This window comes from Pectobacterium aroidearum, from assembly GCF_041228105.1.
Classification (GTDB): Bacteria; Pseudomonadota; Gammaproteobacteria; order Enterobacterales; family Enterobacteriaceae; genus Pectobacterium; species Pectobacterium aroidearum.
In genome coordinates, this window is the sequence record NZ_CP166097.1 from 2,165,655 (window position 1) to 2,191,178 (window position 25,524).

General features: G+C 48.7%; 20 protein-coding genes. 17 read left to right on the forward strand and 3 right to left on the reverse strand.

Going from position 1 to position 25,524, the window contains the following annotated elements; all coding sequences use genetic code 11:
• Nucleotides 1-36: 36 nt before the first annotated feature.
• The 7 genes from sufA to AB8809_RS10060 all read left to right on the forward strand — a co-directional run bounded on the left by sufA (nt 37) and on the right by AB8809_RS10060 (nt 7,169).
• Nucleotides 37-408 (forward strand): Fe-S cluster assembly scaffold SufA, encoded by a 372-nt coding sequence (sufA, locus tag AB8809_RS10030; protein ID WP_015840661.1) that lies wholly within the window; start codon nt 37-39, stop codon nt 406-408.
• Nucleotides 409-421: 13 nt separating this feature from the next.
• Nucleotides 422-1,921, forward strand: a complete 1,500-nt coding sequence (gene sufB / locus AB8809_RS10035) for a Fe-S cluster assembly protein SufB (RefSeq protein WP_010276389.1) — start codon at nt 422-424, stop codon at nt 1,919-1,921.
• Between the two features lie 97 nt (nt 1,922-2,018).
• A complete protein-coding gene (sufC, locus tag AB8809_RS10040; protein ID WP_015840660.1) occupies nt 2,019-2,765 on the forward strand; it encodes a Fe-S cluster assembly ATPase SufC in 747 nt (248 codons plus the stop codon).
• On the forward strand, nt 2,740-4,086 hold the full coding sequence (gene sufD / locus AB8809_RS10045; protein ID WP_320704040.1) for a Fe-S cluster assembly protein SufD: 1,347 nt from the start codon (nt 2,740-2,742) through the stop codon (nt 4,084-4,086). Before sufC ends, sufD begins: the two co-directional genes overlap by 26 nt.
• The gene (gene sufS / locus AB8809_RS10050) at nt 4,086-5,309 is read left to right on the forward strand and encodes a cysteine desulfurase SufS (protein WP_015840658.1); all 1,224 of its coding nucleotides are present in this window, start codon (nt 4,086-4,088) and stop codon (nt 5,307-5,309) included. Before sufD ends, sufS begins: the two co-directional genes overlap by 1 nt.
• A 33-nt stretch (nt 5,310-5,342) precedes the next feature.
• A complete protein-coding gene (gene sufE, locus AB8809_RS10055; protein ID WP_015840657.1) occupies nt 5,343-5,759 on the forward strand; it encodes a cysteine desulfuration protein SufE in 417 nt (138 codons plus the stop codon).
• A 387-nt stretch (nt 5,760-6,146) separates the two neighbouring features.
• Nucleotides 6,147-7,169 carry a L,D-transpeptidase family protein gene (locus tag AB8809_RS10060; RefSeq protein WP_182100099.1) on the forward strand — a complete coding sequence of 341 codons (1,023 nt, stop codon included), beginning with the start codon at nt 6,147-6,149 and terminating at the stop codon, nt 7,167-7,169.
• Between the two features lie 180 nt (nt 7,170-7,349).
• On the opposite strand, the gene AB8809_RS10065 is transcribed toward AB8809_RS10060, so the two are convergent.
• Together AB8809_RS10065 and pykF are read right to left on the reverse strand one after the other, a co-directional pair.
• Nucleotides 7,350-7,586 (reverse strand): major outer membrane lipoprotein, encoded by a 237-nt coding sequence (locus tag AB8809_RS10065; protein ID WP_005970385.1) that lies wholly within the window; start codon nt 7,584-7,586, stop codon nt 7,350-7,352.
• Between the two features lie 313 nt (nt 7,587-7,899).
• A complete protein-coding gene (gene pykF, locus AB8809_RS10070; protein ID WP_181828775.1) occupies nt 7,900-9,312 on the reverse strand; it encodes a pyruvate kinase PykF in 1,413 nt (470 codons plus the stop codon).
• A 644-nt stretch (nt 9,313-9,956) separates the two neighbouring features.
• Here pykF and licT point away from each other — a divergent pair.
• The 4 genes from licT to AB8809_RS10090 all read left to right on the forward strand — a co-directional run bounded on the left by licT (nt 9,957) and on the right by AB8809_RS10090 (nt 16,391).
• Entirely contained in the window at nt 9,957-10,820 is an 864-nt protein-coding gene (gene licT, locus AB8809_RS10075) for a BglG family transcription antiterminator LicT (RefSeq protein ID WP_015840653.1), read from the forward strand.
• Nucleotides 10,821-11,134: 314 nt separating this feature from the next.
• Nucleotides 11,135-13,036: a PTS beta-glucoside transporter subunit IIABC gene (gene bglF / locus AB8809_RS10080; protein ID WP_349856072.1), complete on the forward strand. Its 1,902-nt coding sequence runs from the start codon at nt 11,135-11,137 to the stop codon at nt 13,034-13,036.
• A 35-nt stretch (nt 13,037-13,071) separates the two neighbouring features.
• On the forward strand, nt 13,072-14,478 hold the full coding sequence (locus AB8809_RS10085; protein WP_349856071.1) for a 6-phospho-beta-glucosidase: 1,407 nt from the start codon (nt 13,072-13,074) through the stop codon (nt 14,476-14,478).
• 275 nt (nt 14,479-14,753) lie between these two features.
• Entirely contained in the window at nt 14,754-16,391 is a 1,638-nt protein-coding gene (locus AB8809_RS10090) for a carbohydrate porin (RefSeq protein ID WP_349856070.1), read from the forward strand.
• A gap of 90 nt (nt 16,392-16,481) precedes the next feature.
• Here AB8809_RS10090 and AB8809_RS10095 read toward each other — a convergent pair whose 3' ends face one another.
• Complete coding sequence (locus AB8809_RS10095) at nt 16,482-17,699, reverse strand: anaerobic sulfatase maturase (RefSeq protein WP_230458220.1); 1,218 nt, start codon at nt 17,697-17,699, stop codon at nt 16,482-16,484.
• A gap of 502 nt (nt 17,700-18,201) precedes the next feature.
• Between AB8809_RS10095 and AB8809_RS10100 the strand changes: the two genes are divergently transcribed.
• The 6 genes from AB8809_RS10100 to nrfD all read left to right on the forward strand — a co-directional run bounded on the left by AB8809_RS10100 (nt 18,202) and on the right by nrfD (nt 25,524).
• Nucleotides 18,202-19,896 carry a sulfatase gene (locus AB8809_RS10100; protein ID WP_349856069.1) on the forward strand — a complete coding sequence of 565 codons (1,695 nt, stop codon included), beginning with the start codon at nt 18,202-18,204 and terminating at the stop codon, nt 19,894-19,896.
• Between the two features lie 197 nt (nt 19,897-20,093).
• Nucleotides 20,094-21,260 (forward strand): alpha/beta hydrolase-fold protein, encoded by a 1,167-nt coding sequence (locus AB8809_RS10105; protein ID WP_349856068.1) that lies wholly within the window; start codon nt 20,094-20,096, stop codon nt 21,258-21,260.
• Nucleotides 21,261-21,905: 645 nt separating this feature from the next.
• Nucleotides 21,906-23,279: an ammonia-forming nitrite reductase cytochrome c552 subunit gene (nrfA, locus tag AB8809_RS10110; RefSeq protein WP_043881940.1), complete on the forward strand. Its 1,374-nt coding sequence runs from the start codon at nt 21,906-21,908 to the stop codon at nt 23,277-23,279.
• A gap of 48 nt (nt 23,280-23,327) precedes the next feature.
• On the forward strand, nt 23,328-23,897 hold the full coding sequence (nrfB, locus tag AB8809_RS10115; RefSeq protein WP_194430351.1) for a cytochrome c nitrite reductase pentaheme subunit: 570 nt from the start codon (nt 23,328-23,330) through the stop codon (nt 23,895-23,897).
• Complete coding sequence (nrfC, locus tag AB8809_RS10120; protein ID WP_349856067.1) at nt 23,894-24,565, forward strand: cytochrome c nitrite reductase Fe-S protein; 672 nt, start codon at nt 23,894-23,896, stop codon at nt 24,563-24,565. Before nrfB ends, nrfC begins: the two co-directional genes overlap by 4 nt.
• Complete coding sequence (gene nrfD / locus AB8809_RS10125; protein ID WP_225182417.1) at nt 24,562-25,524, forward strand: cytochrome c nitrite reductase subunit NrfD; 963 nt, start codon at nt 24,562-24,564, stop codon at nt 25,522-25,524. Before nrfC ends, nrfD begins: the two co-directional genes overlap by 4 nt.

The following is a 25,524-nucleotide window of genomic DNA, read 5'->3' on the forward strand; positions in this document are numbered from 1 at the left end:
CCGAAAACTGGTACCACACGCAATGAGGTATTCCATATGCAAGCGGAAAATGTAGGGACGTTTTCACTGGATGAAAATGTCTGGCAAGGATTGACGCTGACAGAGAGCGCCGTGAAGCAGATTAAGAATCTGATGAAGCAGGATGAGGCCGTGCAAGGACTGCGGCTCAGCGTTAAACAATCAGGCTGTGCGGGGTTTGGCTACGTGCTGGATCTGGTACAGGAGTTCGAAACCGACGATCTGGTATTCGAACGTGATGGTGCAAAACTGTATGTCCCACTGAAAGCAATGCCTTTCATTGACGGCACAGAACTTGATTTCGTCCGTGAAGGGCTGAATCAGATATTCAAGTTTAATAATCCCAGAGCGCAACATGCTTGTGGATGTGGCGAAAGCTTTGGCATTTAAGTGATGAAAAATTATGGCACGTAGCACGGTAGATGTACCTGATGATGTCCAGATCTGGATGGGTGATGGACGCTATAAAGAAGGTTTCTTTACGCAATTGGAAACCGATGAGCTGGCGCACGGCATCAATGAAGATGTCGTACGGGCGATTTCGGCGAAGCGTAATGAACCTGAGTGGATGCTGGAATTCCGCCTCAACGCCTACAAGGCGTGGCTGGAGATGGAAGAACCACATTGGCTGAAAGCCCATTACGAGAAACTCGACTATCAGGACTATAGCTATTATTCCGCGCCTTCCTGCGGTAACTGCGACGACAGCTGTGGCTCTGAGCCCGGCGCCAAGCAGCAATCCGGGATTACGGACGTGAATAATTACCTGACCAGCGAAGTGGAGAATGCGTTTAACCAGTTGGGTGTTCCTGTCCGCGAAGGCAAGAAAGTGGCAGTCGATGCGATTTTCGACTCCGTATCCGTTGCGACCACGTATCGGCACGAGCTGGCTGAAAAAGGCATTATCTTCTGTTCATTCAGCGAGGCGATTCAGGATCATCCCGATCTGGTGCGCCAGTATCTCGGAACGGTCGTACCCGCGAATGACAACTTCTTTGCGGCGCTGAACTCGGCGGTCGCTTCTGACGGCACGTTTGTATACATCCCGAAAGGCGTGCGCTGTCCGATGGAGCTGTCGACGTATTTCCGCATCAACGCGGCGAAAACCGGTCAGTTCGAACGTACGATCCTGATTGCCGATGACGACAGCTACGTCAGCTACATCGAAGGTTGCTCCGCGCCCGTTCGTGACACCTACCAGCTGCACGCCGCCGTGGTGGAAGTCATCATCAACAAGAATGCCGAAGTGAAATACTCCACGGTGCAGAACTGGTTCTCCGGTAAAGATGACGCAGAAGGCGGGATTCTGAACTTCGTGACCAAGCGCGCGCTGTGTGCAGGCGAGCATTCAAAAATGTCATGGACGCAGTCGGAAACCGGCTCAGCGATCACCTGGAAATACCCGAGCGTCATTCTGCGCGGTGACTACTCCGTCGGCGAATTCTTCTCTGTTGCCTTGACCAACGGTCGTCAGCAGGCCGATACCGGCACCAAGATGATTCACATCGGTAAAAACACCCGTTCGACCATCATCTCCAAAGGGATTTCCGCCGGACGCAGTGAGAACACCTATCGTGGCTTGGTGAAGATCATGCCGAGTGCAACCAACGCCCGTAACTTCACCCAGTGCGACTCTATGCTGATCGGCAGCGAGTGCGGCGCACACACCTTCCCTTACGTGGAAGTGCGTAACAATACTGCGCAGTTGGAGCACGAAGCGACGACCTCGAAAATTGGTGAAGACCAGCTGTTCTACTGTCTGCAACGTGGAATCAGCGAAGATGACGCCATCTCGATGATCGTGAACGGATTCTGTAAGGACGTCTTCTCTGAATTGCCGCTGGAATTTGCGGTAGAAGCACAAAAGTTACTGGCGATTAGCCTGGAACATAGCGTGGGTTAATTCGGCGGTTACCGGGATTTTCACAGACGAATAATGAGAATCATCGGTCCCGGAATTCATTAAGCGCTCGTCGCATTGGGCGTTGGAAGGAATAAGCATGTTAAGCATCGAAAATTTAAAAGTCAGCGTAGAAGGCAAAGAGATCATCAAAGGGCTTAATCTCACCATTAAGCCGGGTGAAGTTCACGCGATTATGGGCCCGAATGGCTCAGGAAAAAGTACGCTCTCCGCGACGCTGGCTGGACGTGAAGAATATGAAGTGACCGACGGTTCGGTGGACTTCAAAGGCAAGGATCTGCTGGAACTGTCTCCAGAAGATCGCGCGGGCGAAGGCGTCTTCATGGCGTTTCAGTACCCTGTAGAAATCCCCGGCGTCAGCAACCAGTTCTTCTTGCAAACCTCCGTTAACGCGGTGCGTAAATACCGCGAGCAGGAACCACTGGATCGCTTTGACTTCGCCGACTTTATCGAAGAAAAGATTAAGCTGTTGAATATGCCAGAAGACTTGTTGACCCGTTCAGTCAACGTGGGCTTCTCCGGCGGTGAAAAGAAGCGTAACGATATTCTGCAGATGGCGGCGCTGGAGCCGGATCTGTGCATTCTGGATGAAACCGACTCCGGGTTGGACATCGACGCACTGAAAATCGTCTCTAACGGCGTGAACTCCCTGCGTGACGGCAAACGTTCGTTCATCATCGTCACGCACTACCAGCGTATTCTTGATTACATCAAACCGGATCACGTCCACGTTCTGTATCAAGGGCGCATTGTGAAATCCGGTGATTTCTCGCTGGTGAAACAGTTGGAGGAGCAAGGCTATGGCTGGCTTACCGACGGGCAATAATGTGACGAGCGAGAACGCGGCGGGTAAAACTGGCATCGCACAGAAACAAGAACAGGCGTTGCAGCAATGGCAAGGTCTGTTTGAACGTGATGCGTCGCGCCGTTCTGAAGCGGCGAACCAACACTGGCAGGACGTGGTGCGTCTTGGCTTACCGCACCGTAAGCACGAGCACTGGAAATACACGCCGCTGGATGGTTTGCTGAGCAACGAATTTGTCGCACCGCAGGCCCCGTCTCTCGATCGCGCAGCGGTGGATGCTCTGGCATTCGCGGTAGATAGCTGGCGTCTGGTGTTTGTCGATGGCGTATTCAATGCTGAACTCAGCGACAGCGCCTGGGGGCCTTATCAGGTTGACGTACAGGCGTCGCGAGCGCAGGGCATACTGCCTGCGGCGATCCAGTCCGAGGTGTTCCTGCATTTGACCGAAAGTCTGGCTAGTACGAGCACGCTGATTCGTCTGGCTGCCGGACAGCAGGCGGAAAAACCGCTTTACCTGTTGCATATCAGCAGCAGCCAGGCCGCGGCATTGAACACGGTTCACCATCGCCACCACCTGAACGTTGAACGTGGCGCGAGTGCGGAAATTATCGAGCACTATGTCAGTCTGGATGAGCATGCCCACTTTACTGGCGCACGCCTGACGGTGAATGCGGCAGAAAATAGCCAGGTTAGCCACTATAAGCTGGCGTTTGAAGCGGCGGCGAGCTACCACTTCGCACATAACGATCTGGTGCTGGCACGCGACGCTCGGGTTCGCAGCCACAGTTTCCTGCTGGGAGCTGGGCTGACGCGTCACCATACCAGCGCTCAGTTGAACGGCGAAGGTACCAATTTATCCATGAATAGCCTGATTCTGCCCGTCGGCAGCGAAGTGTGTGATACGCGAACGTATCTGGAACACAATCAGGGCTATGGTGAAAGTCGTCAGTTGCATAAAGTCATCGTCAACGATCGCGCCAGAGCGGTGTTTAACGGCATGATCAAAGTTGCCCCTCACGCGCTGAAAACTGACGGACAGATGACCAACAATAACCTGCTGTTGGGCAGACTGGCTGAGGTCGACACCAAGCCGCAGTTGGAAATCTACGCGGATGACGTGAAATGTAGCCACGGTGCCACCATTGGCCGTATGGATGAAGAGCAGCTGTTCTATCTACGTTCTCGCGGTATTACGGAGCAGGATGCGCAGCAGATGATCATCTTCGCCTTTGCGGCGGAAGTCACAGAAGCGATTGAAAACGAGTCTCTGCGAGATGTGGTTCTGCAACGTATCGCGCAGCGTTTGCCAAACGCGCTGGCGAATGCCGGCAAGGCGGTATGATGAGTTATCCTATTGAACGGGTTCGCGCCGATTTTCCGTTGCTGGCAAGCGAGGTTAACGGTCAGCCGTTAGCCTATCTTGATAGCGCCGCGAGTGCGCAAAAGCCGCAGTCGGTTATCGAACGTGAAGCCGAATTCTATCGTCATGAATATGCTGCGGTGCACCGCGGCATTCACACGCTGAGCGCACAGGCGACTAGCGCGATGGAAGCGGTTCGTGAGCAGGTGGCTGCTTTTATCAATGCAGCCTCAGTGGAAGAGATTGTCTTTGTTCGCGGGACGACGGAGGCCATCAATCTGGTGGCTAACAGCTATGGCCGCACATTCATCCAGCCGGGCGATAACCTGATCATCACCGAGATGGAACACCACGCGAATATCGTTCCCTGGCAGATGCTGGCGGAAGCGCGTGGCGTTGAGGTTCGCGTATTGCCGCTGGCCGAAGATGGCTCACTGGATGTTGCGCAGCTTCCTGGATTACTGGATGAGCGAACTCGCCTGCTAGCAGTAACGCAAATCTCTAACGTACTCGGTGCGCTAAACCCAGTTAAGACCATGATCGCACAGGCAAAAGCAGTTGGTGCGGTTACGTTGGTCGATGGTGCGCAGTCGATTATGCATCAGACTGTCGATGTGCAGGATCTGGACTGTGATTTCTTTGTCTTTTCAGGACATAAGATCTACGGCCCTTCGGGTATTGGCGTGCTGTACGGCAAACGTGACCTGCTTCAGGCTATGCCGCCGTGGGAAGGTGGCGGGGCGATGATTCGTCAGGTTAGCCTGCGCACAGGTACCACCTATGCGGATTCACCGTGGCGCTTTGAGGCTGGTTCGCCCAATACCGGCGGTATCATGGGCTTAGGCGCTGCGTTGGACTATGTGACGGCGTTGGGGCGGGAAGAGATTCAACGTTATGAATCCTCGCTGATGAAGTATGCGCTGGAGGCACTAAAGCAAGTGCCCGATCTGACGTTGTACGGCCCTGCTGAGCGTCACGGCGTCATTGCGTTTAATCTTGGGCAGCACCATGCCTATGATGTCGGAAGTTTCCTCGATCGGTACGGTATTGCGATTCGCACCGGCCACCATTGCGCGATGCCGCTGATGGAACATTACGGTGTTCCCAGTATGTGCCGCGCCTCGCTGGCAGTTTATACTACGCGCGAAGAAATTGACCGGCTGGTTGCCGGATTGCAACGTATCCATCGATTGCTGGGCAGTTAAGCGCCGCGCGCGAATCTGTTCGGGGAGGAAACCATGGCGAGTCTGCCAGAACCGCAGAAACTGGCGCGCAACTTTGCGCGCTGTAATGACTGGGAAGAAAAATATCTTTATATCATCGAGCTAGGGGAGCGTCTTGATCCGTTGCCCGATGAATGGCGTAATCCAGATAACCTGATTTCGGGGTGCCAGAGCCAGGTTTGGATTGTGGCGCAGCCTGACGAGCAGGGCGTTATCGTTCTGCACGGCGACAGCGATGCCGCTATTGTGAAGGGGCTGATTGCGGTGGTTTTCAGCCTGTATCAGGGGTTGACAGCGCAGGAAATAGTTGAGTTGGATGTACGGCCTTTCTTTGAATCGCTGGCGCTGAACCAACATCTGACGCCATCCCGCTCTCAGGGGCTTGAGGCGATGTTACGCGCAATTCGTGCGCACGCCGCCGCACTGCTTTAATTTTCTTCCCTGTTTTCTGCTTTCCTGGAGTGTAAAAAAGCGCTGTGACGGAAAAAACGTCCAGCGCTTTTTTGTTTTTTCCATTTACGGTTTTTTACCAACGGCACGTTATTGTTTTCCGGCATATTTATTAACTCGCTGATATTTCAGAATTCGTCCCGTATATTTATTTCCCGTTAAATTTTATGCTGACTCTGCTTTGTAAAGAATTGAATATCAATGCTTTGATTTTTAAATAAAATATTCTTTTGTTACAACAATGCTAATATATACCCACGTTCGGTGGAGAGTGGCAGTAATAGTCGCATTGACACCAGATCAAGAGGTATAGCCGGATACTGCATTCTGGGTACATAGCCAGATGTTATTGATTGTAGGGAATCTAATATGAAACGCGCGTTAACTTTACTTGGTATGGCTTTCGCGGCATACCTGACCAGCACCGCCGCTAAAGCGACGGAATACCCGCTACCGCCACCAAATAGCCGCCTCATCGGCGAGAATATCGCTTATACGGTCCCCAATGATGGTCGTCCGCTGGAAGCTATCGCGGCGGATTTCAAGATTGGTTTATTGGGCATGATGGAAGCGAACCCAGGCGTGGATCCTTACCTGCCGAAAGCGGGTTCCACGCTCACCATCCCAACGCAAATGCTGCTGCCGGATACCCCGCGTGAAGGTATTGTGGTCAATCTGGCGGAGCTGCGCCTCTACTACTACCCGAAAGGGAAGAATACCGTCATTGTGTACCCGATCGGCATTGGTCAGTTGGGGCGTAATACGCCACTGATGACGACCAGCGTGAGTGAGAAGCGTGAGAACCCGACCTGGACGCCAACGGCAAACATCCGCAAGCATTATCTTGAAGAGCAGGGCATTAAGCTGCCAGCTGTCGTTCCGGCTGGACCGGATAACCCAATGGGATTGCATGCGCTGCGTCTGTCCGCGCACGGCGGCGTTTATCTGCTGCACGGTACGAACGCGGACTTCGGTATCGGTATGCGCGTAAGCTCCGGCTGTATCCGTCTGCGTCCGGATGACATTAAGGCGTTGTTCGACAACGTGCCGGTTGGTACGCGAGTGCAGATTCTTAACGATGCAATTAAAACCTCCGTTGAACCGGACGGCAAACGTTACGTTGAAGTGCATCAGCCTCTGTCGAAGACCGATAAAGACGATCCACAAACCATGCCGATTCCACTGACGGCGAAGACGCAGAAGTTTGTTAAAGATGCGGAGACGGACAGTAAAGCGGTTGCTGATGCGATTGTGCGCCGTTCAGGTATGCCGATCGTGGTGAGCATAGGACAAGATATCAATACCTACCAGCCACCGGTAGAATCAGCGCCAGAAGCGCCTGAGACGCATCAGGCTGCACCGATCACGGCTATCAGTACTACCTCGCGTTAATCATGAAATAAATCGGCCAGATGCGTTCAGGCGCATCTGTGCTGGTTCCAGGGATAGTGCTAAAGGATGACGATGCCTGATCAGGCGAAAAAAGGATTGAAAGGGAAAGCTGAAAAGGTAAAACGCAGACAAAAAAAATGGCGCACATTGTGCGCCATTTTCACTACTTAACCAGTTCGATTACTTTTTGTAAGTACGAACTTGGTTGTCCAGACGCTGGTTAGCACGAGCTGCGTCGTCTTTAGCAGCTTGTACGTCAGAGCGGATTGCGTTCACGTCGTTGCTCAGTTGGTCAACTTTAGCGTTCAGAGTCTGAACGTCAGAAGACAGCTGATCAATTTTAGCGTTGCTTGAACAACCAGCAAGCAGAGTAGAACCCAGGATTACCGCGCCCAGTACCAGTTTAGTACGATTCATTATTAATACCCTCTAGATTGAGTTAATCTCCATGTAGCGTTACAAGTATTACACAAACTTTTTTCTAATGAGAATAAATTTTTGATGAGAACATGCTTAATTTTGATCGTTCGCTCAAAGAAACAGCGAGTTTTACCTATTCATTAAAAAAGTAAGGAAAACAGTGCTATTTTTATCGGATAACTCCGAGGCTTTAGGCTATTAAATGGCGTGTTACGCAAACGCATTAATTAGGTTATCGCGCTGTAGGAAGTCGTTTCAAAATATAAAAAAAGCGCCATTAAGGCGCTTTTTTCCGATCTGATTGTTGGGATCAGAGACGGTGTACGGAAGAGGTGTTGGTTGTGCCGCTGGAAACCAGTGCGCCAGAGACCATCACCACAACGTCGCCAGCCTGCGCATAACCGCTGTTCAGCGCCGCTTCTTTACCGATGCGGTAGAAATCATCGGTAGAAGCGATTTCTTTCACCAGCAGCGTATCAATGCCTTTGCTCAGCAGCAGCTGACGCGCGGTGACTTCGTTCGTTGTCAGCGCCAGAATGCGGGCATTTGGGAAGTATTTGCGGATAGATTTGGCAGACTTACCGCCGCTGGTTGCAACGACAATCAGCGGTGCATCCAGTTTCTCTGCAGTTTCTACCGCACCGCGGCAGACGGCTTCGGTGATACGCAGTACGCCAGGGGTCTTGATGGTATCCAGACGGCTTTTCATCACAGAATCTGTACGCTGACAGATGGTCGCCATGATGGTAACGGATTCCAGCGGGTATTTACCCTTAGCACTTTCACCAGACAGCATAACGGCATCGGTGCCGTCGATGATGGCGTTAGCGACGTCGCCAGCTTCAGCGCGGGTAGGGCGTGGGTTTTTGATCATGGAATCCAGCATTTGCGTCGCGGTGATAACCACTTTGCGTGCCAGATTACATTTCTCGATCATCATTTTCTGCGCGAAAATGACTTCTTCAACCGGGATTTCAACGCCCAGATCGCCACGAGCAACCATGATACCGTCAGACGCTTCCAGGATTTCGTCGAAATTGTTCAGACCTTCCTGGTTTTCGATCTTGGAGATGATCTGGATGTGCTCGCCACCGTGTGCTTTCAGGTGAGCACGAATCTCTTCAACGTCGGAACGTTTACGGATAAAGGAGGCCGCAACGAAATCGACACCTTGTTCACAACCGAAAATCAGGTCGCGTTTGTCTTTTTCGGCCAGTGCAGGCAACTGGATGGAAACGCCAGGCAGGTTAACACCTTTATTCTCGCCCAGATCGCCATTGTTCAGCACTTTACAGACGACGTCGTTACCGTTGATTGCCGTAACCTGCATACCGATCAGGCCGTCATCAACCAGAACGGTGTTGCCGACGCTGAGGTCTTCAGTAAAGCCCGCGTATGTGACGGCGACGCGATCCTTGTTACCGACGATGCTCTGATCGGTGGTAAACGTGAACGTCTGACCGGCGGTCAACGTGACGTCAGCACCATTTTCCAGCTTCATGGTACGAATTTCAGGGCCTTTTGTGTCAAGCAGGATAGCAGCTTTCTTGCCGGTTTTTTCCGTAACGGCACGCAGGTTCTTGATGCGTTGGCCGTGTTCTGCGTAATCCCCGTGAGAGAAGTTCAGGCGCATAACATTCATGCCGGCAGACAGCAGGTTGCCAAGCACTTCTTCTGACTCTGTTTTCGGCCCGATGGTACAAACAATTTTTGTCTTTTTCATACGATAGTTTCTACAAGTTGTGATGGATAAAAAAACGAGTGAACCAGTGGCGATGCGAGGCAAGCCGCTGGAAAGAATGTATGAGGAAACAGTATAGAAAAGGTAAGTATAGATGGTCGTAATGAATGGATGATGAAGTGCGCAACCGCTCGTCGCATAAGATTTGCGGGAGTCGCGTTGGCGATGCCGTTGATAATAATGTTATTGATAGTGGCACGTTGTTTAGCTGAAACCATTCAATTGAAACGACGTTCCGTATTATAGTTATTAAGCGACGAGAAACAAGGTGGTAAAAGGTATGAAATTGAATATTTCGTCGCGTTTACGCAAAAAATTGAGCGATTTGGTGTTTTTACCCAACTTTGTTGCGCAACTGCCTAACAAAAACGCAGTATGAATGCAGTACTGCGGTGAATGGGCGCTCGGGTGCGATTCTTGTAACGGCTGGCAATAAATAAAGAAAATACGTGTAAGCCGCACGCTTTTCTGTCGATCCGTATCACGTTTTTGTGTCATGCTTCTTGAGAAGATAAAGGCAGATGGTAGTTTACCTGCCATTGCGGATTGTTACTGCGTAAGCAGGCAAAACCAGATGCTCGTTCTTGCTACGGGTGTCTGGTTTTTTTGTTTCCAGGGTTTGAAAAATGAAGATTGCCAAAATACTCAACAATAATGTCGTTACCGTAATCGACGAAAACAATAATGAGTCGGTTGTGATGGGACGCGGGCTGGGCTTCAAAAAGCACTCTGGCGATCTGCTGGACGAAACGCTGATTGAGCGCGTGTTTGTGATGAAATCCGGGGAGTTGACGTCACGTCTACAGGAATTGCTGTCAGAGATTCCGATGGATGTCATCACGACAGCAGATAAGATCATCCTGTTGGCAAAGGATCGGTTGCCTGGGAAACTGCAAAACAGCGTCTATATCTCTTTAACGGATCACTGCCACTTTGCGATAGAACGCCACAAACAGGGCGTGGATATCCGCAATGTTCTGCTATGGGAAATAAAGCGCCTGTATCCAAAAGAATTCGCTGTCGGTCTGGAAGCGCTGGATATTATTGAGCAGCGTTTGGCCGTGCGTTTACCGGAAGATGAAGCCGGGTTTATTGCTTTGCATTTGGTGAACGCGCAGCTCGACAGCGAAATGCCGGAAGTACTGCAAATTACTAAAATCATGCAGGAAATACTGAATATTGTAAAATATCAGCTTAACCTGGATTATAACGAACAAGCGTTAAGTTATCATCGCTTTGTGACACATTTGAAGTTCTTTGCGCAGCGGTTAATAGGAAAAAGTACGGTCTTTAGTGATGATGAGTCATTACATGATGTGGTGAAAGAACGGTATCAACTGTCTTATCGCTGTGCGGAAAAAATACAGGCACACATTATTCAAAAGTATCACTACACGTTAACGAAAGAAGAGTTGATGTTCTTAACGATTCATATTGAACGCGTGCGAACAGAAGGTCAGGATAAAATAGAACCAGGTGATGGGGAGTAATTTCTGCTAATTTGCTTTTCGTCACAAAATAGCCGCATGACAAGGTAAATGTACTTGCATACGGGGAAAGTGAAAGAATAAAGTATGTGGAAAGTAAATTATCAGATGAAGTACGTTTTTATTGTTAGTGCGTAAGTCGCGCTGGCAAACAAGTAGGATTGTTACTGTTCAGGCTAGTCTCGGCGGGCAGGCAAAACCTAAATCGTTTTCTCAATGCGTATTGGGAAAAGCGATTTAGGTTTTTTTTTGTCTCAAACAGAACTGGCAATCTTAAATTATTGATATTTAAGTCTGTTTAGCATTAAGGATAGGCGATGGAATACAAAGCATTAGCAAGTGAGATACTCGATGGTGTCGGCGGACGCGGCAACGTCATTAGCGTCATGCACTGCGCAACCCGATTACGTTTTAAATTAAAAGATAACAAAAAAGCGGATGCCGCGGCGCTGAAGGATAACTCAGGCGTGATCATGGTCGTTGAAAGCGGCGGGCAATTTCAGGTTGTCGTAGGCAATCATGTTAGTGATGTCTATAACAGCTTGTTGGATATTTCTGGATTGACCGACAGGACGGATTCCGCGAATCATGAAGACGGCGATGAGAAAAAAGGAAATATCTTTTCGCGCTTCATTGATATTATTTCTGGAATATTTACCCCGTTAATTGGGGTGATGGCAGCATCGGGTATTTTAAAAGGTTTTCTGGCGCTCAGTCTGGCGTGTGGTTGGATGGTTGAAACCAGTGGAACCTATAAAGTGTTGTTTGCGGCAAGCGATGCATTATTCTTTTTCTTCCCGGTAGTATTAGGCTATACCGCAGGGAAAAAGTTTGGTGGCAATCCATTTGTTACCATGGTAATTGGTGCCACGCTGGTGCATCCATCCATGATTGCCGAATTTGGTGCCATGCAGAATGCAGGTTATCAACAGCTGTATTTCCTTGGCATTCCGATTACCTTCATCAATTATGCCTCTTCAGTTATTCCGATTATTTTCTCGGCCTGGCTTGCTTCACGTCTGGAAAAACCGCTGAATGCCATCTTGCATATTAATATCCGCAATTTCTTTACGCCGCTGCTGTGCCTCTGCATTACGGTTCCCGTCACGTTCTTGCTGATTGGCCCTGCGGCAACTTGGCTTGGGCACATGCTGGCCAGCGGTTACCAGTTAATCTACGGGCTGAACTCCATGATCGCGGGTGCGTTGATGGGCGCACTGTGGCAGGTGTTTGTTATTTTTGGTCTGCATTGGGGGCTAACGCCGCTGATGATCAATAACCTCAGCGTATTGGGGCATGACACTATGATGCCGCTACTGGTTCCTGCGGTATTAGGGCAGGCGGGAGCAGTACTGGGTGTGTTGCTGCGTACACGTGATATGAAGCTAAAAGGGATTTCCGGTTCCGCTTTCTCGGCTGCGATCTTTGGTATTACGGAACCGGCGGTGTATGGCGTGACGTTGCCGCTGAAGCGTCCTTTCATTTTTGGCTGTGTTGGTGGCGCAATGGGTGCCGCCATTCTGGGATATTTCCATACCACTATCTATTCCTTTGGTTTCCCGAGCATCTTCACCTTTACTCAGGTTATACCGCCGTCAGGTGTTGATAACACGGTCTGGGCCGCCATTATTGGTACGGTGATTGCTTTTACCTTTGCCGCCGCCGCGAGTTGGGCCTTCGGCATTCCGTCTCAAGAAAATACGAAAGAAATCAATACATCCACGGCAACGCCGCAAGCCACACCGCGTCAGAGCGATACCACGCGTAAGCAAGAGATAAGCAGCCCGATTTCGGGAACGGTGCTTCCGCTTGAGCAGGTCGGTGATGAAACCTTCGCCAGTGGCTTAATGGGGAAAGGGATCGCGATTAAACCGCAGGCCGGACGTGTGGTTTCACCCGTGAGTGGCACGGTTGCCTCGCTGTTCAAAACCAACCATGCCATTGGACTCGAATCTGAAGAGGGAGCCGAGGTGCTGATTCACGTCGGTATCGATACGGTGAAATTGGATGGTCAGTATTTCACCGCGCACATTAAAACCGGCGATGTCGTGAAGCAGGGCGATCTTCTGGTGGAGTTTGATTATCAGGCGATTGAGAAAGCCGGCTATGACACAACGACGCCCGTCATTATCACCAATAGCGAAGATTACGTTGATGTTCTGCCTACTGCCGGAGACACCGTGCAGGAGCAAGGCGCCTTACTGACGTTAATTCGCTGACATTGAAATTTACGACCCAATTGGGAGGAGAAAAGATGAGCCATCAGTTTCCGAAAGCATTCTTGTGGGGCGGCGCGATCGCAGCCAATCAGGTTGAAGGCGCGTATTTAACGGACGGTAAAGGGCTATCAACATCCGATTTACAGCCTCAGGGTATTTTTGGCGAGATCGTCACGCGTACGCCGGGCGACAGCGGAATTAAAGATATCGCGATCGATTTTTATCACCGCTATCCGGAAGATATCGCGCTCTTTGCGGAAATGGGTTTCAAATGCCTTAGAACCTCGATTGCCTGGACGCGTATTTTTCCGCAGGGCGATGAAACCCAGCCGAATGAGGCAGGGCTGGCATTTTACGATCGCCTGTTTGATGAAATGGCGAAATACGGCATTCAGCCATTGGTGACGCTGTCCCACTATGAAATGCCGTATGGCCTGGTGAAGAATTACGGCGGCTGGGGAAGCCGTGAAACGATCACCTTCTTCGAACGCTATGCCCGCACGGTATTCCAGCGCTATAAAGACAAAGTGAAATATTGGCTGACGTTCAATGAAATCAACTGTGCGTTACATGCCCCATTTACCGGAATTGGTTTGCCGACCGAGAGCAGTAAGCAGGATATTTATCAGGCGATTCATCACCAGCTCGTTGCGAGTGCTAAAGCGGTGAAGGCGTGTCATGACATCATCCCTGATGCCAAAATCGGCAATATGATGTTGGGTTCTATGTTCTATCCATTAACCTGCAAGCCTGCGGATGTCATGGAAACGATGCAGCAGAACCGCGACTGGCTGTTTTTCGGCGATGTTCAAAGCCGAGGATACTACCCGGCGTACATGAAGCGTTTCTTTGCACAGAACGGGATTACGCTGACGGTAACGGAAGACGATCGCCAGTCGTTGAAAGAAACTATCGATTTCATTTCTTTCAGCTACTACATGACGGGCTGTGTGACCACCGATGAAGAAGTGAACCTGAAAGCGCGCGGCAATATTTTGAACATGGTGCCGAACCCGCATCTGGAAAGTTCTGAATGGGGTTGGCAGATCGACCCGGAAGGGCTGCGCTATTTGCTGAACTATCTGTATGACCGTTACCAAAAACCACTATTCATTGTGGAAAACGGTTTGGGTGCCAAAGACAAACTTGAAAGTGATGGCAGCATTAACGATGACTATCGCATCAAATACCTGAACGATCACCTGTATCAAGTGGGTGAAGCGCTGGAAGATGGCGTTGAGGTTATGGGTTATACCTGCTGGGGGCCGATCGATCTGGTTAGTGCATCAAAAGCCGAAATGTCGAAACGCTACGGCTTCATTTATGTCGATCGTGATGATGAAGGGAACGGCACATTAGCGCGTCGACGTAAGAAAAGTTTCTACTGGTATAAAGACGTTATTGCGACACAAGGACAGGTTTTGACATTTTCAAAAGAGTAATAGCGGTGTGCCAGATAAGTGAAAAGGACTTCACTTACTCAAACGTTTTAATCATTAATAATAGGTCGATAAGTCATTTATTTCTCTGGACGTCATTTTAAAGTTATTCAATGAATGTTTTTAGAGGGAGAGATGGTAGTTCTGATTAATTGATGGAGGTAATGGTTTTTTTAAAATTAGAATCTAAATTTTACCTAAAAATGATAACCGAAAATGTACCTGTAATTAGTGGTAGGTGTATTTGTTTTTCCACATAGAATGACTTGGGATAGAACATGCGTAAACAAACATCTCTGAAGTTGATAGTTGTGTTGATTGCCTCAGCGATTGCTTCTAATAGCGCTATTGCAGCGAAATTAACGGTAGAGGAACGGCTGGCTTTACTAGAAAGAGAGTTGGCCGATAATAAAAAAGAGCTGCAATCAACGAAAGCAGAATTGAGAGAGTATAAATCGATTGCCCAACAGCAACAAATAACGGCAAAAGAAAATATTAATAAACCAACAGGAAAGGAACGAATTGTTGTTCAGTCTGTTGCTGCATCCCAACCCAACACATCGGATAAGACACCGTCTGCGGTAGTGGCCAATACACCTTCCTCAGTACCGGAAAATAGATCGCTAACGCTGTCTGATATTAGTAAGTACGTTAAAGATGATATTGGTTTTACCTATTCAGGGTATTTCCGGGCCGGTTATGCGACCGCCTCGAATGGTTCACCGGAAGGATGGGCGCCTGGTGGGTTAGGGCGATTTGGTAACGAACATAATGGCTGGTTTGACTTTATTTTTAAACAACGGGTTTATCAGCAAGGAGACAAGAGCGCTCATGCGATAGTTAAGTTAGATGGTGTTGTTGGACAGCAATATTCCGCAGGCTGGTTTGGTGAATCGCCGCAAACAGAAAATAGACTTCAATTTTCAGATCTTTATCTCACAACGAAAGGATTCTTACCCGCGTTTCCAGAAGCAGATTTCTGGGTGGGCAAACATGGTTTGCCTGTTTATGAAATCCAAATGCTGGATTGGAAAAGCCACCGTTCTGGCGTTGGTGCGGGTGTTGGTATCGAAAATATTAATGCGGGTGTAGGGAAACTAGATGTAGCTCTGACAAGAGAAGATCTTAATCTCAGGAAAGTGTCAGATAACACAACCAAGCAAGCGAATACCAATACAGTAGAAGTCCGTTATAAGAAGATTCCACTTTGGGATAAGGCCGATCTCACATTTACCGCTAAATATATGGCAGCAAACAAAAGTGACTCTCAAAAAAGCGGCGAAAGAAGTGGCGAATATTTCAAGTTGAAAGATGCTTACCTTGCGAGTGTGATCCTTAACCAGAAAATGAATCCAAAAGGATTTAATGAATTTACACTCCAGGTTGCGAATAACTCAATTGCCAGCAACCTATCGCGCTACACTAACTCTAACCCCTTTACGGGAGACGGAGCGTTGCCAACGTATTCTGGCGAACATAGTGGTACGGCATTACGCTTGATCTCCCAAGGAGAAATGTATCTTGCTGATAATGTCATCATGGCTAATGCTTTAGTGTATACTCAAGGCAGCGATATTTACAGCCCTTATACTGGCGCGCACAGTGACTTTAATAATATTAGTGGTGCAATTCGTCCCGCTTATATTTGGAGTAATTATAATCAGACTGGCGTTGAACTAGGTTACTTTAATCAGAACAATAAAGACAAACTGGGTGTTAACTATAAGCAGTCTGGCGTCAAAACAACGTTATTCCATACCATTAAAGTTGATACCAGTATGTTGTCATCTCGACCAGAAATTCGTTTCTATGGTACATGGTTACGTGTATTGGATAATGAATTAGATAAATTCACATTTAGAGATGATAAGCAGGACCAGTTAAGTGTAGGCGTTCAGGCCGAAGTGTGGTGGTAATTTACACGTTTCACTACCTTTAACATCGTTCATTAAAGTAATAAAAAACACAGTACGTCAGTACTGTGTTTTTTTATGAATTTATTTTTATTAGTAATGCATTGATTTTATTGTTTTACGCATTTTTGTTGGTGTTGCACGATGATTCAGCATTTCTAGTATTGTTTTCATTTTTGGCAATACGTGAGTGAGATGAGTGGAAAAGCCGTTGCATAAATAATGTTTATTTGGCCGACCATCACTGGATAACTCGAAACGATGCTTGGGGCAGCCGCCATTGCATACTGGTTTAACTGGGCAATTGAGACAGTCTTTACTGATGTTGGTCAATTTTTTTTCGCCGAAGGCGATATTCTGGGGGGAATTGACGAGTGTCAGCAGATCATCATCGTTCACATTTCCCAGTTTATTTTCTGGATAAACGAAATGATCGCAGGAATAAATATCGCCGTTCGATTCCACAATCAAATTTCCGCCACATACTTCGTTGATGACGCAAGCGCTTGGCATACCAGTCATTTTTGCCATTGTTTGCTCAAAATTCATAACAAAAACGGTACCAAGATCTTTCTGCACCCATTCATCAAAAATGGTATTAAGAAAACGTCCCCAGGCAGTCGACGGGACGGACCAGGATTCGACGCTACATTGGCCGGAAAAATCAGGTTGAATCAGCGTCAACCCATTAGCATCGGGCTGTGAAGCACGTCTCTCTACCAATGGAATAAATTGCATATAGCGGCTGCCGATACGTTTTAAAAAGCGATAGACGTCGAGCGGACGTCTGACATTTTCTGAATTGACGACGGTTAACGTATTAAATTCGACATGGCGGCGTTGCAATGCTTCTAAACCTTTTATCACATCATCAAAGGTACTTTTTCCTGACCGTGTCAGGCGATGTGAATCATTACTGATACGATCGCCGTCAATAGATAAACCGACCAGAAAGTTGTTCTCTTTTAAGAAGCGCGCCCAGTCATCATTAATGTTTGTCCCATTGGTTTGGAAGTAGTTATTTATTTGTTTATTGCCGCGATAGAGATTTTGTAGCCGAACTGCTTCGCGGAAAAAATCGATACCCAACAGCGTAGGTTCTCCGCCTTGCCAGAGAAAATCAACGACATCTGCTTTTTGCCCCGTGATATTTTTTCTGACGTAATTTTCTAGGGTCGTGTTGTCCATTTTCCAGTGACTTTTTCGTTCTGGATAGAGGTGCTCTTTCTCCAGATAAAAGCAATACGAGCAGTCAATGTTACATACTGAACCTGAAGGTTTTGCCATCAATTGAAAATTCTGTATTTTCATACTCATACTACCCTCACATAAACGCCGTTCTACATAATGTGATATTTGAGGCTGGAAATAAAAAAACCTGGCAGAAGTTGGTTTGGTTATAACCAACGCCTGCCAGGTTTCGCCCAATATAACTGGTAACGATCTTAATTAACATCATACCAAAAATATGATGCATATCAATATTTATGGCCGCGAGTGAGAGTCTGTTCACACAATAACGGTTCATGATTGCTACATGGTTGATAGTTACAGAAAAATAAAAATTATGCCAGGATACATCGGGTGGATATGTTATTTTTGGGTCATCCGCTATTGGCGATAATATTTATAGCAGCGAAAGTGATCGAACTCACAGATATGCTTCAGTTACATTGAATTAAGAAAAATTTGCGGCATCCTATGAAGGTAAACAGGGCGTAACGCTGTATGAACGTGACCTGACGCGGGTTGAATAATATTCAATCCGCGTCAGGTTTTTTTTTGAGTTTCATCTGGGAAATAGGGGCTAACTATGAATACCTTTGTACGTAGCGCAATTGCGTTATGTTGTTTACAGGCACTAAGCGGTTCGGTGCTTGCAGCAGACAATGCGACGGCTAATAAAGCAGGTAGCAACGCCGAATCACAACGTCCAAATATTGTTTATATTTTACTCGACGATCAACGGTATGACGCATTTGGTTTTATCAATAAGAACATCCAGACGCCACATATGGATGAAATTGCAAAAAATGGTACTTGGTTTAAAAATGCGTTTGTTACCACCTCTCTTTGCTCACCCAGTCGCGCCAGTATTTTGACAGGGATGTATGTGCATAATCATGGTGTGTCAGATAACAATCCGACAGACTTGTCAAAACTGAATTATTTCCCAGAAAAATTGAAAGAGCGTGGCTATCAAACCGGTTTCTTTGGCAAATGGCACTTTGGTGGCGCAGATTACACCGCTAAAGCTGGTTTTGCTGGTTTTGACCGTTGGGTCGGGTTATTGGGCCAAGGGGACTACTACCCAATAAATATGTTTGGTGAACAGGCAAAGCTGAATATTGATGGGAAAATGGTTCCACAAAAAGGATACATTACCGACGAGTTGACCGACTACGCGGTTAACTGGTTAGACGGTATTGATAAGAAAAAACCTTTCATGATGTATTTATCGCATAAAGGGGTTCATTCTGATTTTTATCCGGCAATCAGACACAAAGGGTCGATGGATAAAGTCACTTTCCCACTGCCAGAGACGTATGCTGATACACCGGAAAATTACGAAGGAAAACCGATGTGGGTTAAAAACCAGCGTAATAGCTGGCATGGTGTAGATTATCCTTATAATAAGAAAATGGATATGCAGCAATTCCAGCGTGATTATTATGAAACGCTACGCTCGGTCGATGATAGTGTCGGCCGTGTTCAGGAATGGCTGAAGAAAAATGGACTGGATAAAAATACCATAGTTATGGTTATGGGGGATAACGGCTTCACCTTTGGCGAACATGGATTGATCGACAAGCGTAGTGCTTATGAAACATCAATGCGTGTTCCACTTATTGCATCAGGACCTGGTTTTGGCAAAGGTGATGTTGTTGAAGATTTAGTCGCCAATATTGATATTGCACCGACATTCCTGGAAGCAGCGGGTGCGGAAAAGCCGAAGAACTATGATGGTAATAGCTTCCTGAATATAAAATCGGATAAAGAAAAACAGGCAAAACGCAAAGACTATTTCGCCTATGAATACTTCTGGGAATACGATTTTCCTTATACTCCGACGACATTTGCCATTCGTACACCAGAATATAAATATATTCAGTACTACGGGATTTGGGATAAGGAAGAGCTGTATGACATGAAGAACGATCCGGATGAAAAACAAAACCTGATTGATTCTAAAGATAAAAAACTGATTGAGACGAAGATCGCTCTCCGTAAGCAATTGTATATGGAGCTGAAGGATCATGATAACAGAAACGTTATCCCTTACAACCAAAGGACAAAGGAAGGGCAAGTTTTCCGTTATCAAGAGACAGGTAAGAAAATGGCAGACTTTCCTGATGAGTGGCTACGTGGTGATAACCCTCGCGACAAGTATTCAGGAATCATCCCGGAAACCGTAAATAAAGATGCTGAAGGGGAAAAAGTCTTTGCTTCATTCGAAAAGGCTGACCAAATGGTTAAAGAACTGATGAATAAAAAGGCTGATAAATAATTATCCGCTCACGATAGGTTGTTAACCTAGGTGCTTTAAAGATAGCCATATTATATGGCTATCTTTTCTTCTAAGTTATCTCGTCTATCTGATGAATTTCTGTATGTAAAACTAAGAACTCAGGTAATCAGTGCTTACTGAATAGAAGAGATTACTTTGCTTTTCCAGTTAAGTGCAGATAGTGAAAGGAGCTAAGAATGAAAATGAAATATTTAGCATGTTTACTTTCTTTGGTATCGGTGAATGCACTCGCGCTACCTGCCGATTTTCCTGTTATGCCTGCGGCAACTGTCCCCGTGAGTGAATACGTCACGGCGGTTAACGCGGATAGCAGCATTACCTTCCGCCTGTTTGCGCCAACGGCGAAACAGGTCAGTGTTTTTACCGGTTCGACACCCGATAGCATCGTGTCCCATGCGATGACGAAAGATGAATCTGGCGTGTGGTCGTTCAAAACGTCAGCGTTGGCACCGAACCTGTATGAATATTTTTTTAGCGTGGACGGTTTTCGCACCATTGATACCGGTACGGCGTTGACTAAACCGCAGCGTCAGGTGAATACCAGCCTGATTCTGGTGCCGGGGAGTATTCTGGATGTGCGTCAGGTGCCACATGGTGAGCTAAGAACGCTAACCTATCATTCCAACGCGTTGAAATCTGAGCGTCAGGTGTATGTCTGGACGCCGCCGGGCTATAGCGAGTCGTCAAAACCGCTGCCGGTGCTTTACTTCTATCATGGCTTTGGCGACACGGGGGCATCGGCCGTGGTGCAAGGACGGATACCGCAGATAATGGATAACCTACTGGCGGAGAAAAAGATTGAGCCGATGCTGGTCGTCATTCCGGATACGGAAACGGACGTTCCCGGCATTATCCCGGAAGAATATCCACCGCAGGAGCGCCGCAAGGTGTTCTACCCGCGCAATGCGCTGGCGGCGGACAGGGAGCTGATTCATGACATTATCCCCGAAATCGGCAAACGTTTTAACGTCCGTAAGGATGCGAACGGCAGAGCGCTGGCCGGGCTGTCTCAGGGCGGCTATCAGGCGCTGGTATCTGGCATGAGCCATCTGGATCATTTCGGCTGGCTGGCAACGTTCAGCGGTGTTACCACCGAAACGGTACCAAACACGGCTGTTGCTGCACAGCTTGCGCGGCCTGAGCAGATCAATCAGCAACTGAATAACTTTACGGTCGTGATTGGTGAAACCGACAACATCACCGGTAAGGATATTGCAGGGCTGAAAACGACACTGGAGCAGAAGAATATCCGTTTTGACTACCGCCATTATCCGAATCTCGGCCATGAAATGGATGTCTGGCGACCGGCCTACAGTGAATTTGTTCAGAAACTTTTTAAATAGCGTCTTCGTACTGCGGGCAGCGTCATCGCATGTCCGCTTTCTCTGATGGCGAGGGAAAATAAATTGGCTGAAGGATAAAGAGTGTTTACTAAATTGTGAAGTTAAGACGTACCGGGATATGACGTTCTCGCGGATGACACTCCGTGCCTGCAAAGCATCTCGAGCCTTAGACGATCGCCATTAGATTAAGGACACATCTACAGGTGCGTTTACTACTTAAATTTTGATTATCTATTTACTGAGTTTTTTCTACCGATAAAGACCGTGTGTTATCAGAAAATACCCTGGGTGAGATGACGATATGGCATCTCATCCCGGCGTTTGTGACCTATACCCTGATGTTTCATTTCGCAATTTTTAAGTTCCTGCACCTATTTTGTTGAGTCTTTCCGCCGCGATTGGGACTGGCATCAAGAACTTTTCGATACGATTCATTACTTTTCTTTACCTTTGATCAAAAACAATATTTTGAATGCATCTTTTTGTTATTCATACGGCGAGTAATGTCACGACAGTTGTTGTGGTTTCTGTCAAATAGATAACTAAAATGACCGCCAGTAGGCGGCTTAAATTGGACACAAACGCATGGTCAGGATAAGCACGTCAATCTCCTATCTGTGGGGCATGGTAGCCAGTCTTTTTCTCATGATGCCCGCCTATTCCGCTGATGCTCCGGTGTCATCGCCTCCCGCTCCGATAGAGGCAAGAAATTCAGTCTTCACCGCTCAACACCCCGATCAGTTCAACTCGTGGAAGGCCACCAGCGAACAGTCAGAACGTCATGATGCGCTGGCAGAAGATCCCTATATGGTGATCCTCTGGGCGGGTTACCCCTTCTCCAGGGACTATAACAAGCCGCGCGGCCACGCTTACGCAATAACAGATGTGCGTGAAACGCTGCGTACCGGCGCACCGAAAACGGCAGAAGATGGCCCTTTGCCAATGGCGTGCTGGAGCTGTAAAAGCCCTGATGTGGCACGATTGATCCAGCAGGAGGGCGAGGACGGTTACTTCAAAGGTAAGTGGGCGCGAGGCGGGCCGGAGATTACTAACGATCTCGGCTGTGCAGACTGCCATGATACCGCGTCGCCGGATTTTGCTCAGGGCAAACCGGCGCTGACGCTGTCTCGCCCCTATGCGGAACGTGCGATGGAAGCGATTGGTAAGCCGTTTGATCAAGCCAGTCGGTTCGGCCAGCAGTCTATGGTCTGTGGACAATGCCACGTTGAGTATTATTTTTCTGGTAAAGACAAAGCGGTGAAATTTCCATGGGATAACGGCACGAAAGTCGAAGACATGGAAAAATACTATGACGCCATTTCTTTCTCCGACTGGACCAACACCCTTTCCCGCGCACCGATGCTGAAAGCCCAACATCCAGAATATGAAACCTGGAGCGTCGGTATCCACGGTAAAAACAACGTGACCTGTATCGACTGTCATATGCCGAAAGTGAAAAACGCAGACGGCAAGCTGTACACCGATCACAAGATTGGTAACCCCTTCGATAATTACGGCGAAACCTGTACCAATTGCCACACGCAGGATAAAGCGGCGATGCAGGCGGTTGTCGCCGAACGTAAAACGGCTATTCATGAATTAAAACTGAAAGCGGAAGAACAGCTGGTTCATGCGCATTTTGAGGCCAAGGCGGCCTGGGATGCCGGTGCAACTGAAGCAGAAATGCAGCCGATTCTGATGGATATCCGCCATGCTCAGTGGCGTTGGGATCTGGCGGTTGCCTCTCACGGTATTCACATGCATGCGCCAGATGAAGGCTTACGGATGCTCGGCACGTCACTGAGTAAATCCGCTGAGGCGAGAACCAAACTGGTGCGCCTATTGGCACAAAAAGGCGTGACAGGCGAAGTCAAGCTGCCGGATATCTCAACGAAAGAAAAAGCGCAGCAGGCGATTGGGCTCAACATGCAGCAAATCAAAGCCGAAAAACAGGATTTCCTGAATACGGTAGTGCCGCAGTGGGATGAGCAAGCGCGTAAAGCAGGACGACTGAACTAATAACCCCTCATCGCCCGTGGACGCGGGCGATCATAAAGTGGAGTGGATATGAGCGTATTACGTTCGTTATTGACTGCCGGGGTGCTGGTATCAGGCATGCTTTGGGCATTGCCAGGGCTGACGCAGCCCGCACCTCAGGCGGAAAAAGGAGAGCGGTGGGAGGTTATGCCACAGCGCAATCCTGATGAGGCTTGTCTACAGTGTCATAAACCGGAAGAGGATGGCATGCAGGGGAAACATGCTTCCGCCATCAACCCGCATAATCAAAAACAGCTGACCTGTACTAACTGTCACGGCAAGCCGTCGCTGCTGCACCGCGAAGGCGTGAAAGATGTCATGCGTTTTAACTTCCCGATGTACAAGGTGGAAGAACAAAACGGCGTCTGTATGTCATGCCATGCGCCGGAACAGTTGCAGAAAGCGTTCTGGCCACACGATGTGCATGTGACGAAAGTAGCGTGTGCCAGCTGTCATCAACTGCACCCCGCGCAGGATAGTATGCAGACGCTGAACGACAAGAGCCGCATCAAACTGTGTGTGGATTGCCACAGCGACCAGCGTAATAACCCCGATTTTAACCCAGCCTCAGTGCATCTGGGTAATAAGAGGCAGCCATGAGTTGCTCTCGTCGTCAATTTCTTGCCCGTATGGGAGGGCTGATTGCCCTCACCAGCACGGCGGGGCAGGTTGTCGCACAGACGCTGAGTATCAACGGCGTCCGCTACGGCATGATCCACGATGAATCGCTCTGTATCGGCTGTACGGCGTGCATGGATGCCTGTCGTGAGGTCAATCAGGTGCCGGAGGGCGTATCGCGCCTGACGATCATTCGCAGCGAACCGATAGGGACGTTCCCGGACGTGAAATACCGTTTTTTCCGTCATTCCTGCCAGCACTGTGATCATGCGCCTTGTGTTGACGTGTGTCCTACCGGGGCGTCGTATCGCGATGCAGCAAACGGCATTGTGGATGTGAATCCCGATCTGTGCGTAGGGTGCCAATACTGTATTGCTGCCTGCCCTTATCAGGTGCGCTTTATTCATCCGAAGACGAAAACGTCGGATAAGTGCGATTTTTGCCGCAAGACCAACCTGAAAGCCGGAAAACTGCCTGCCTGTGTGTTGTCTTGTCCGACCAACGCGCTGACGTTCGGTAACCTTGACGACCCTGACAGCGAGATTTCCCGCCTGCTTCGTCAACAGCCGACGTATCGCTACAAAATCGCGCTCGGCACTCGTCCTAAGGTTTATCGCGTACCGTTTAAATACGGGGAGGTTCATCAATGACGCCCGTGTCTTCAAGCGCATTCCATTTTGATTCGTTGGTCTGGGATTGGCCGATTGCGATTTACCTGTTTCTGGTGGGCATTTCTGCGGGGCTGGTGACGCTGTCGGCTCTACTGCGGCGCTACCATCCTGAACAGGCAACCGCCGACAGTACGCTTATGCGCACCACGCTGATTCTCGCGCCGTGCACCATCATTTTTGGATTGCTGATTCTGATCTTCCACCTGACGCGCCCCTGGACGTTCTGGAAGCTCATGTTCCATTACAGCTTTACCTCGGTGATGTCGGTCGGGGTCATGCTGTTTCAGGTATACATGGCGGCGCTGGCCGTCTGGCTCGCCAATATTTTTAGCGAGCAGGTTATCGTGCTGCAACAGCGCTGGCTACCGAAGCTGACGCTCGTTCCCAAAGTGCTCGGCTGGCTGGCGCCGCTGCAGAAATCGCTGGATATCGTGATGTTGCTGCTGGCGGTGATGTTAGGGGCTTACACCGGATTTTTACTGTCCGCGCTGAAGACTTATCCGCTGCTGAATAACCCGATCTTACCGGCGTTGTTCCTGTTTTCAGGGGTGTCCTCTGGTGCCGCGGTAGCGTTGATCGCCATGGCCTGCCGCTATCGTAATAATCCGCATAGCGAAGAAGCGCACTTTGTACACCGCGTTGAAACACCGGTCGTGTGGCTGGAGATCTTCTTGCTGTTCGCGTTCTTTATCGGCTTGGCCTTAGGGGACGATGGGAAGCAGCGCGCGCTGGTGGCCGCACTGGCTGGGGGATTCTGGGCCGTATGGTTCTGGCTGGGCGTTGTCGGGATTGGATTAGTCATTCCCTTGCTGCTCAAGTCATGGGCTAGCCGGTTGCATTCACCTTATGGTGTGCTGGCGGTGTGTGGCATGAGTCTGGTGGGTGTCCTGCTACTGCGCTTTTTTATCCTCTATGCGGGGCAGTTAACCGTTGTCTAA

Bases quoted from the DNA above. Each gene is read 5' to 3' on its own strand.
- nrfB (WP_194430351.1), top strand. From the start codon at position 23,328: ATGAGCGTATTACGTTCGTTATTGACTGCCGGGGTGCTGGTATCAGGC.
- sufD (WP_320704040.1), top strand. From the start codon at position 2,740: ATGGCTGGCTTACCGACGGGCAATAATGTGACGAGCGAGAACGCGGCG.
- sufC (WP_015840660.1), top strand. From the start codon at position 2,019: ATGTTAAGCATCGAAAATTTAAAAGTCAGCGTAGAAGGCAAAGAGATC.
- AB8809_RS10065 (WP_005970385.1), bottom strand. From the start codon at position 7,586: ATGAATCGTACTAAACTGGTACTGGGCGCGGTAATCCTGGGTTCTACT.
- licT (WP_015840653.1), top strand. From the start codon at position 9,957: ATGAAGATTGCCAAAATACTCAACAATAATGTCGTTACCGTAATCGAC.
- nrfD (WP_225182417.1), top strand. From the start codon at position 24,562: ATGACGCCCGTGTCTTCAAGCGCATTCCATTTTGATTCGTTGGTCTGG.
- AB8809_RS10105 (WP_349856068.1), top strand. From the start codon at position 20,094: ATGAAAATGAAATATTTAGCATGTTTACTTTCTTTGGTATCGGTGAAT.
- sufS (WP_015840658.1), top strand. From the start codon at position 4,086: ATGAGTTATCCTATTGAACGGGTTCGCGCCGATTTTCCGTTGCTGGCA.
- pykF (WP_181828775.1), bottom strand. From the start codon at position 9,312: ATGAAAAAGACAAAAATTGTTTGTACCATCGGGCCGAAAACAGAGTCA.
- AB8809_RS10100 (WP_349856069.1), top strand. From the start codon at position 18,202: ATGAATACCTTTGTACGTAGCGCAATTGCGTTATGTTGTTTACAGGCA.
- AB8809_RS10085 (WP_349856071.1), top strand. From the start codon at position 13,072: ATGAGCCATCAGTTTCCGAAAGCATTCTTGTGGGGCGGCGCGATCGCA.
- nrfA (WP_043881940.1), top strand. From the start codon at position 21,906: ATGATGCCCGCCTATTCCGCTGATGCTCCGGTGTCATCGCCTCCCGCT.
- AB8809_RS10060 (WP_182100099.1), top strand. From the start codon at position 6,147: ATGAAACGCGCGTTAACTTTACTTGGTATGGCTTTCGCGGCATACCTG.
- sufB (WP_010276389.1), top strand. From the start codon at position 422: ATGGCACGTAGCACGGTAGATGTACCTGATGATGTCCAGATCTGGATG.
- AB8809_RS10095 (WP_230458220.1), bottom strand. From the start codon at position 17,699: ATGAAAATACAGAATTTTCAATTGATGGCAAAACCTTCAGGTTCAGTA.
- nrfC (WP_349856067.1), top strand. From the start codon at position 23,894: ATGAGTTGCTCTCGTCGTCAATTTCTTGCCCGTATGGGAGGGCTGATT.
- bglF (WP_349856072.1), top strand. From the start codon at position 11,135: ATGGAATACAAAGCATTAGCAAGTGAGATACTCGATGGTGTCGGCGGA.
- AB8809_RS10090 (WP_349856070.1), top strand. From the start codon at position 14,754: ATGCGTAAACAAACATCTCTGAAGTTGATAGTTGTGTTGATTGCCTCA.
- sufE (WP_015840657.1), top strand. From the start codon at position 5,343: ATGGCGAGTCTGCCAGAACCGCAGAAACTGGCGCGCAACTTTGCGCGC.
- sufA (WP_015840661.1), top strand. From the start codon at position 37: ATGCAAGCGGAAAATGTAGGGACGTTTTCACTGGATGAAAATGTCTGG.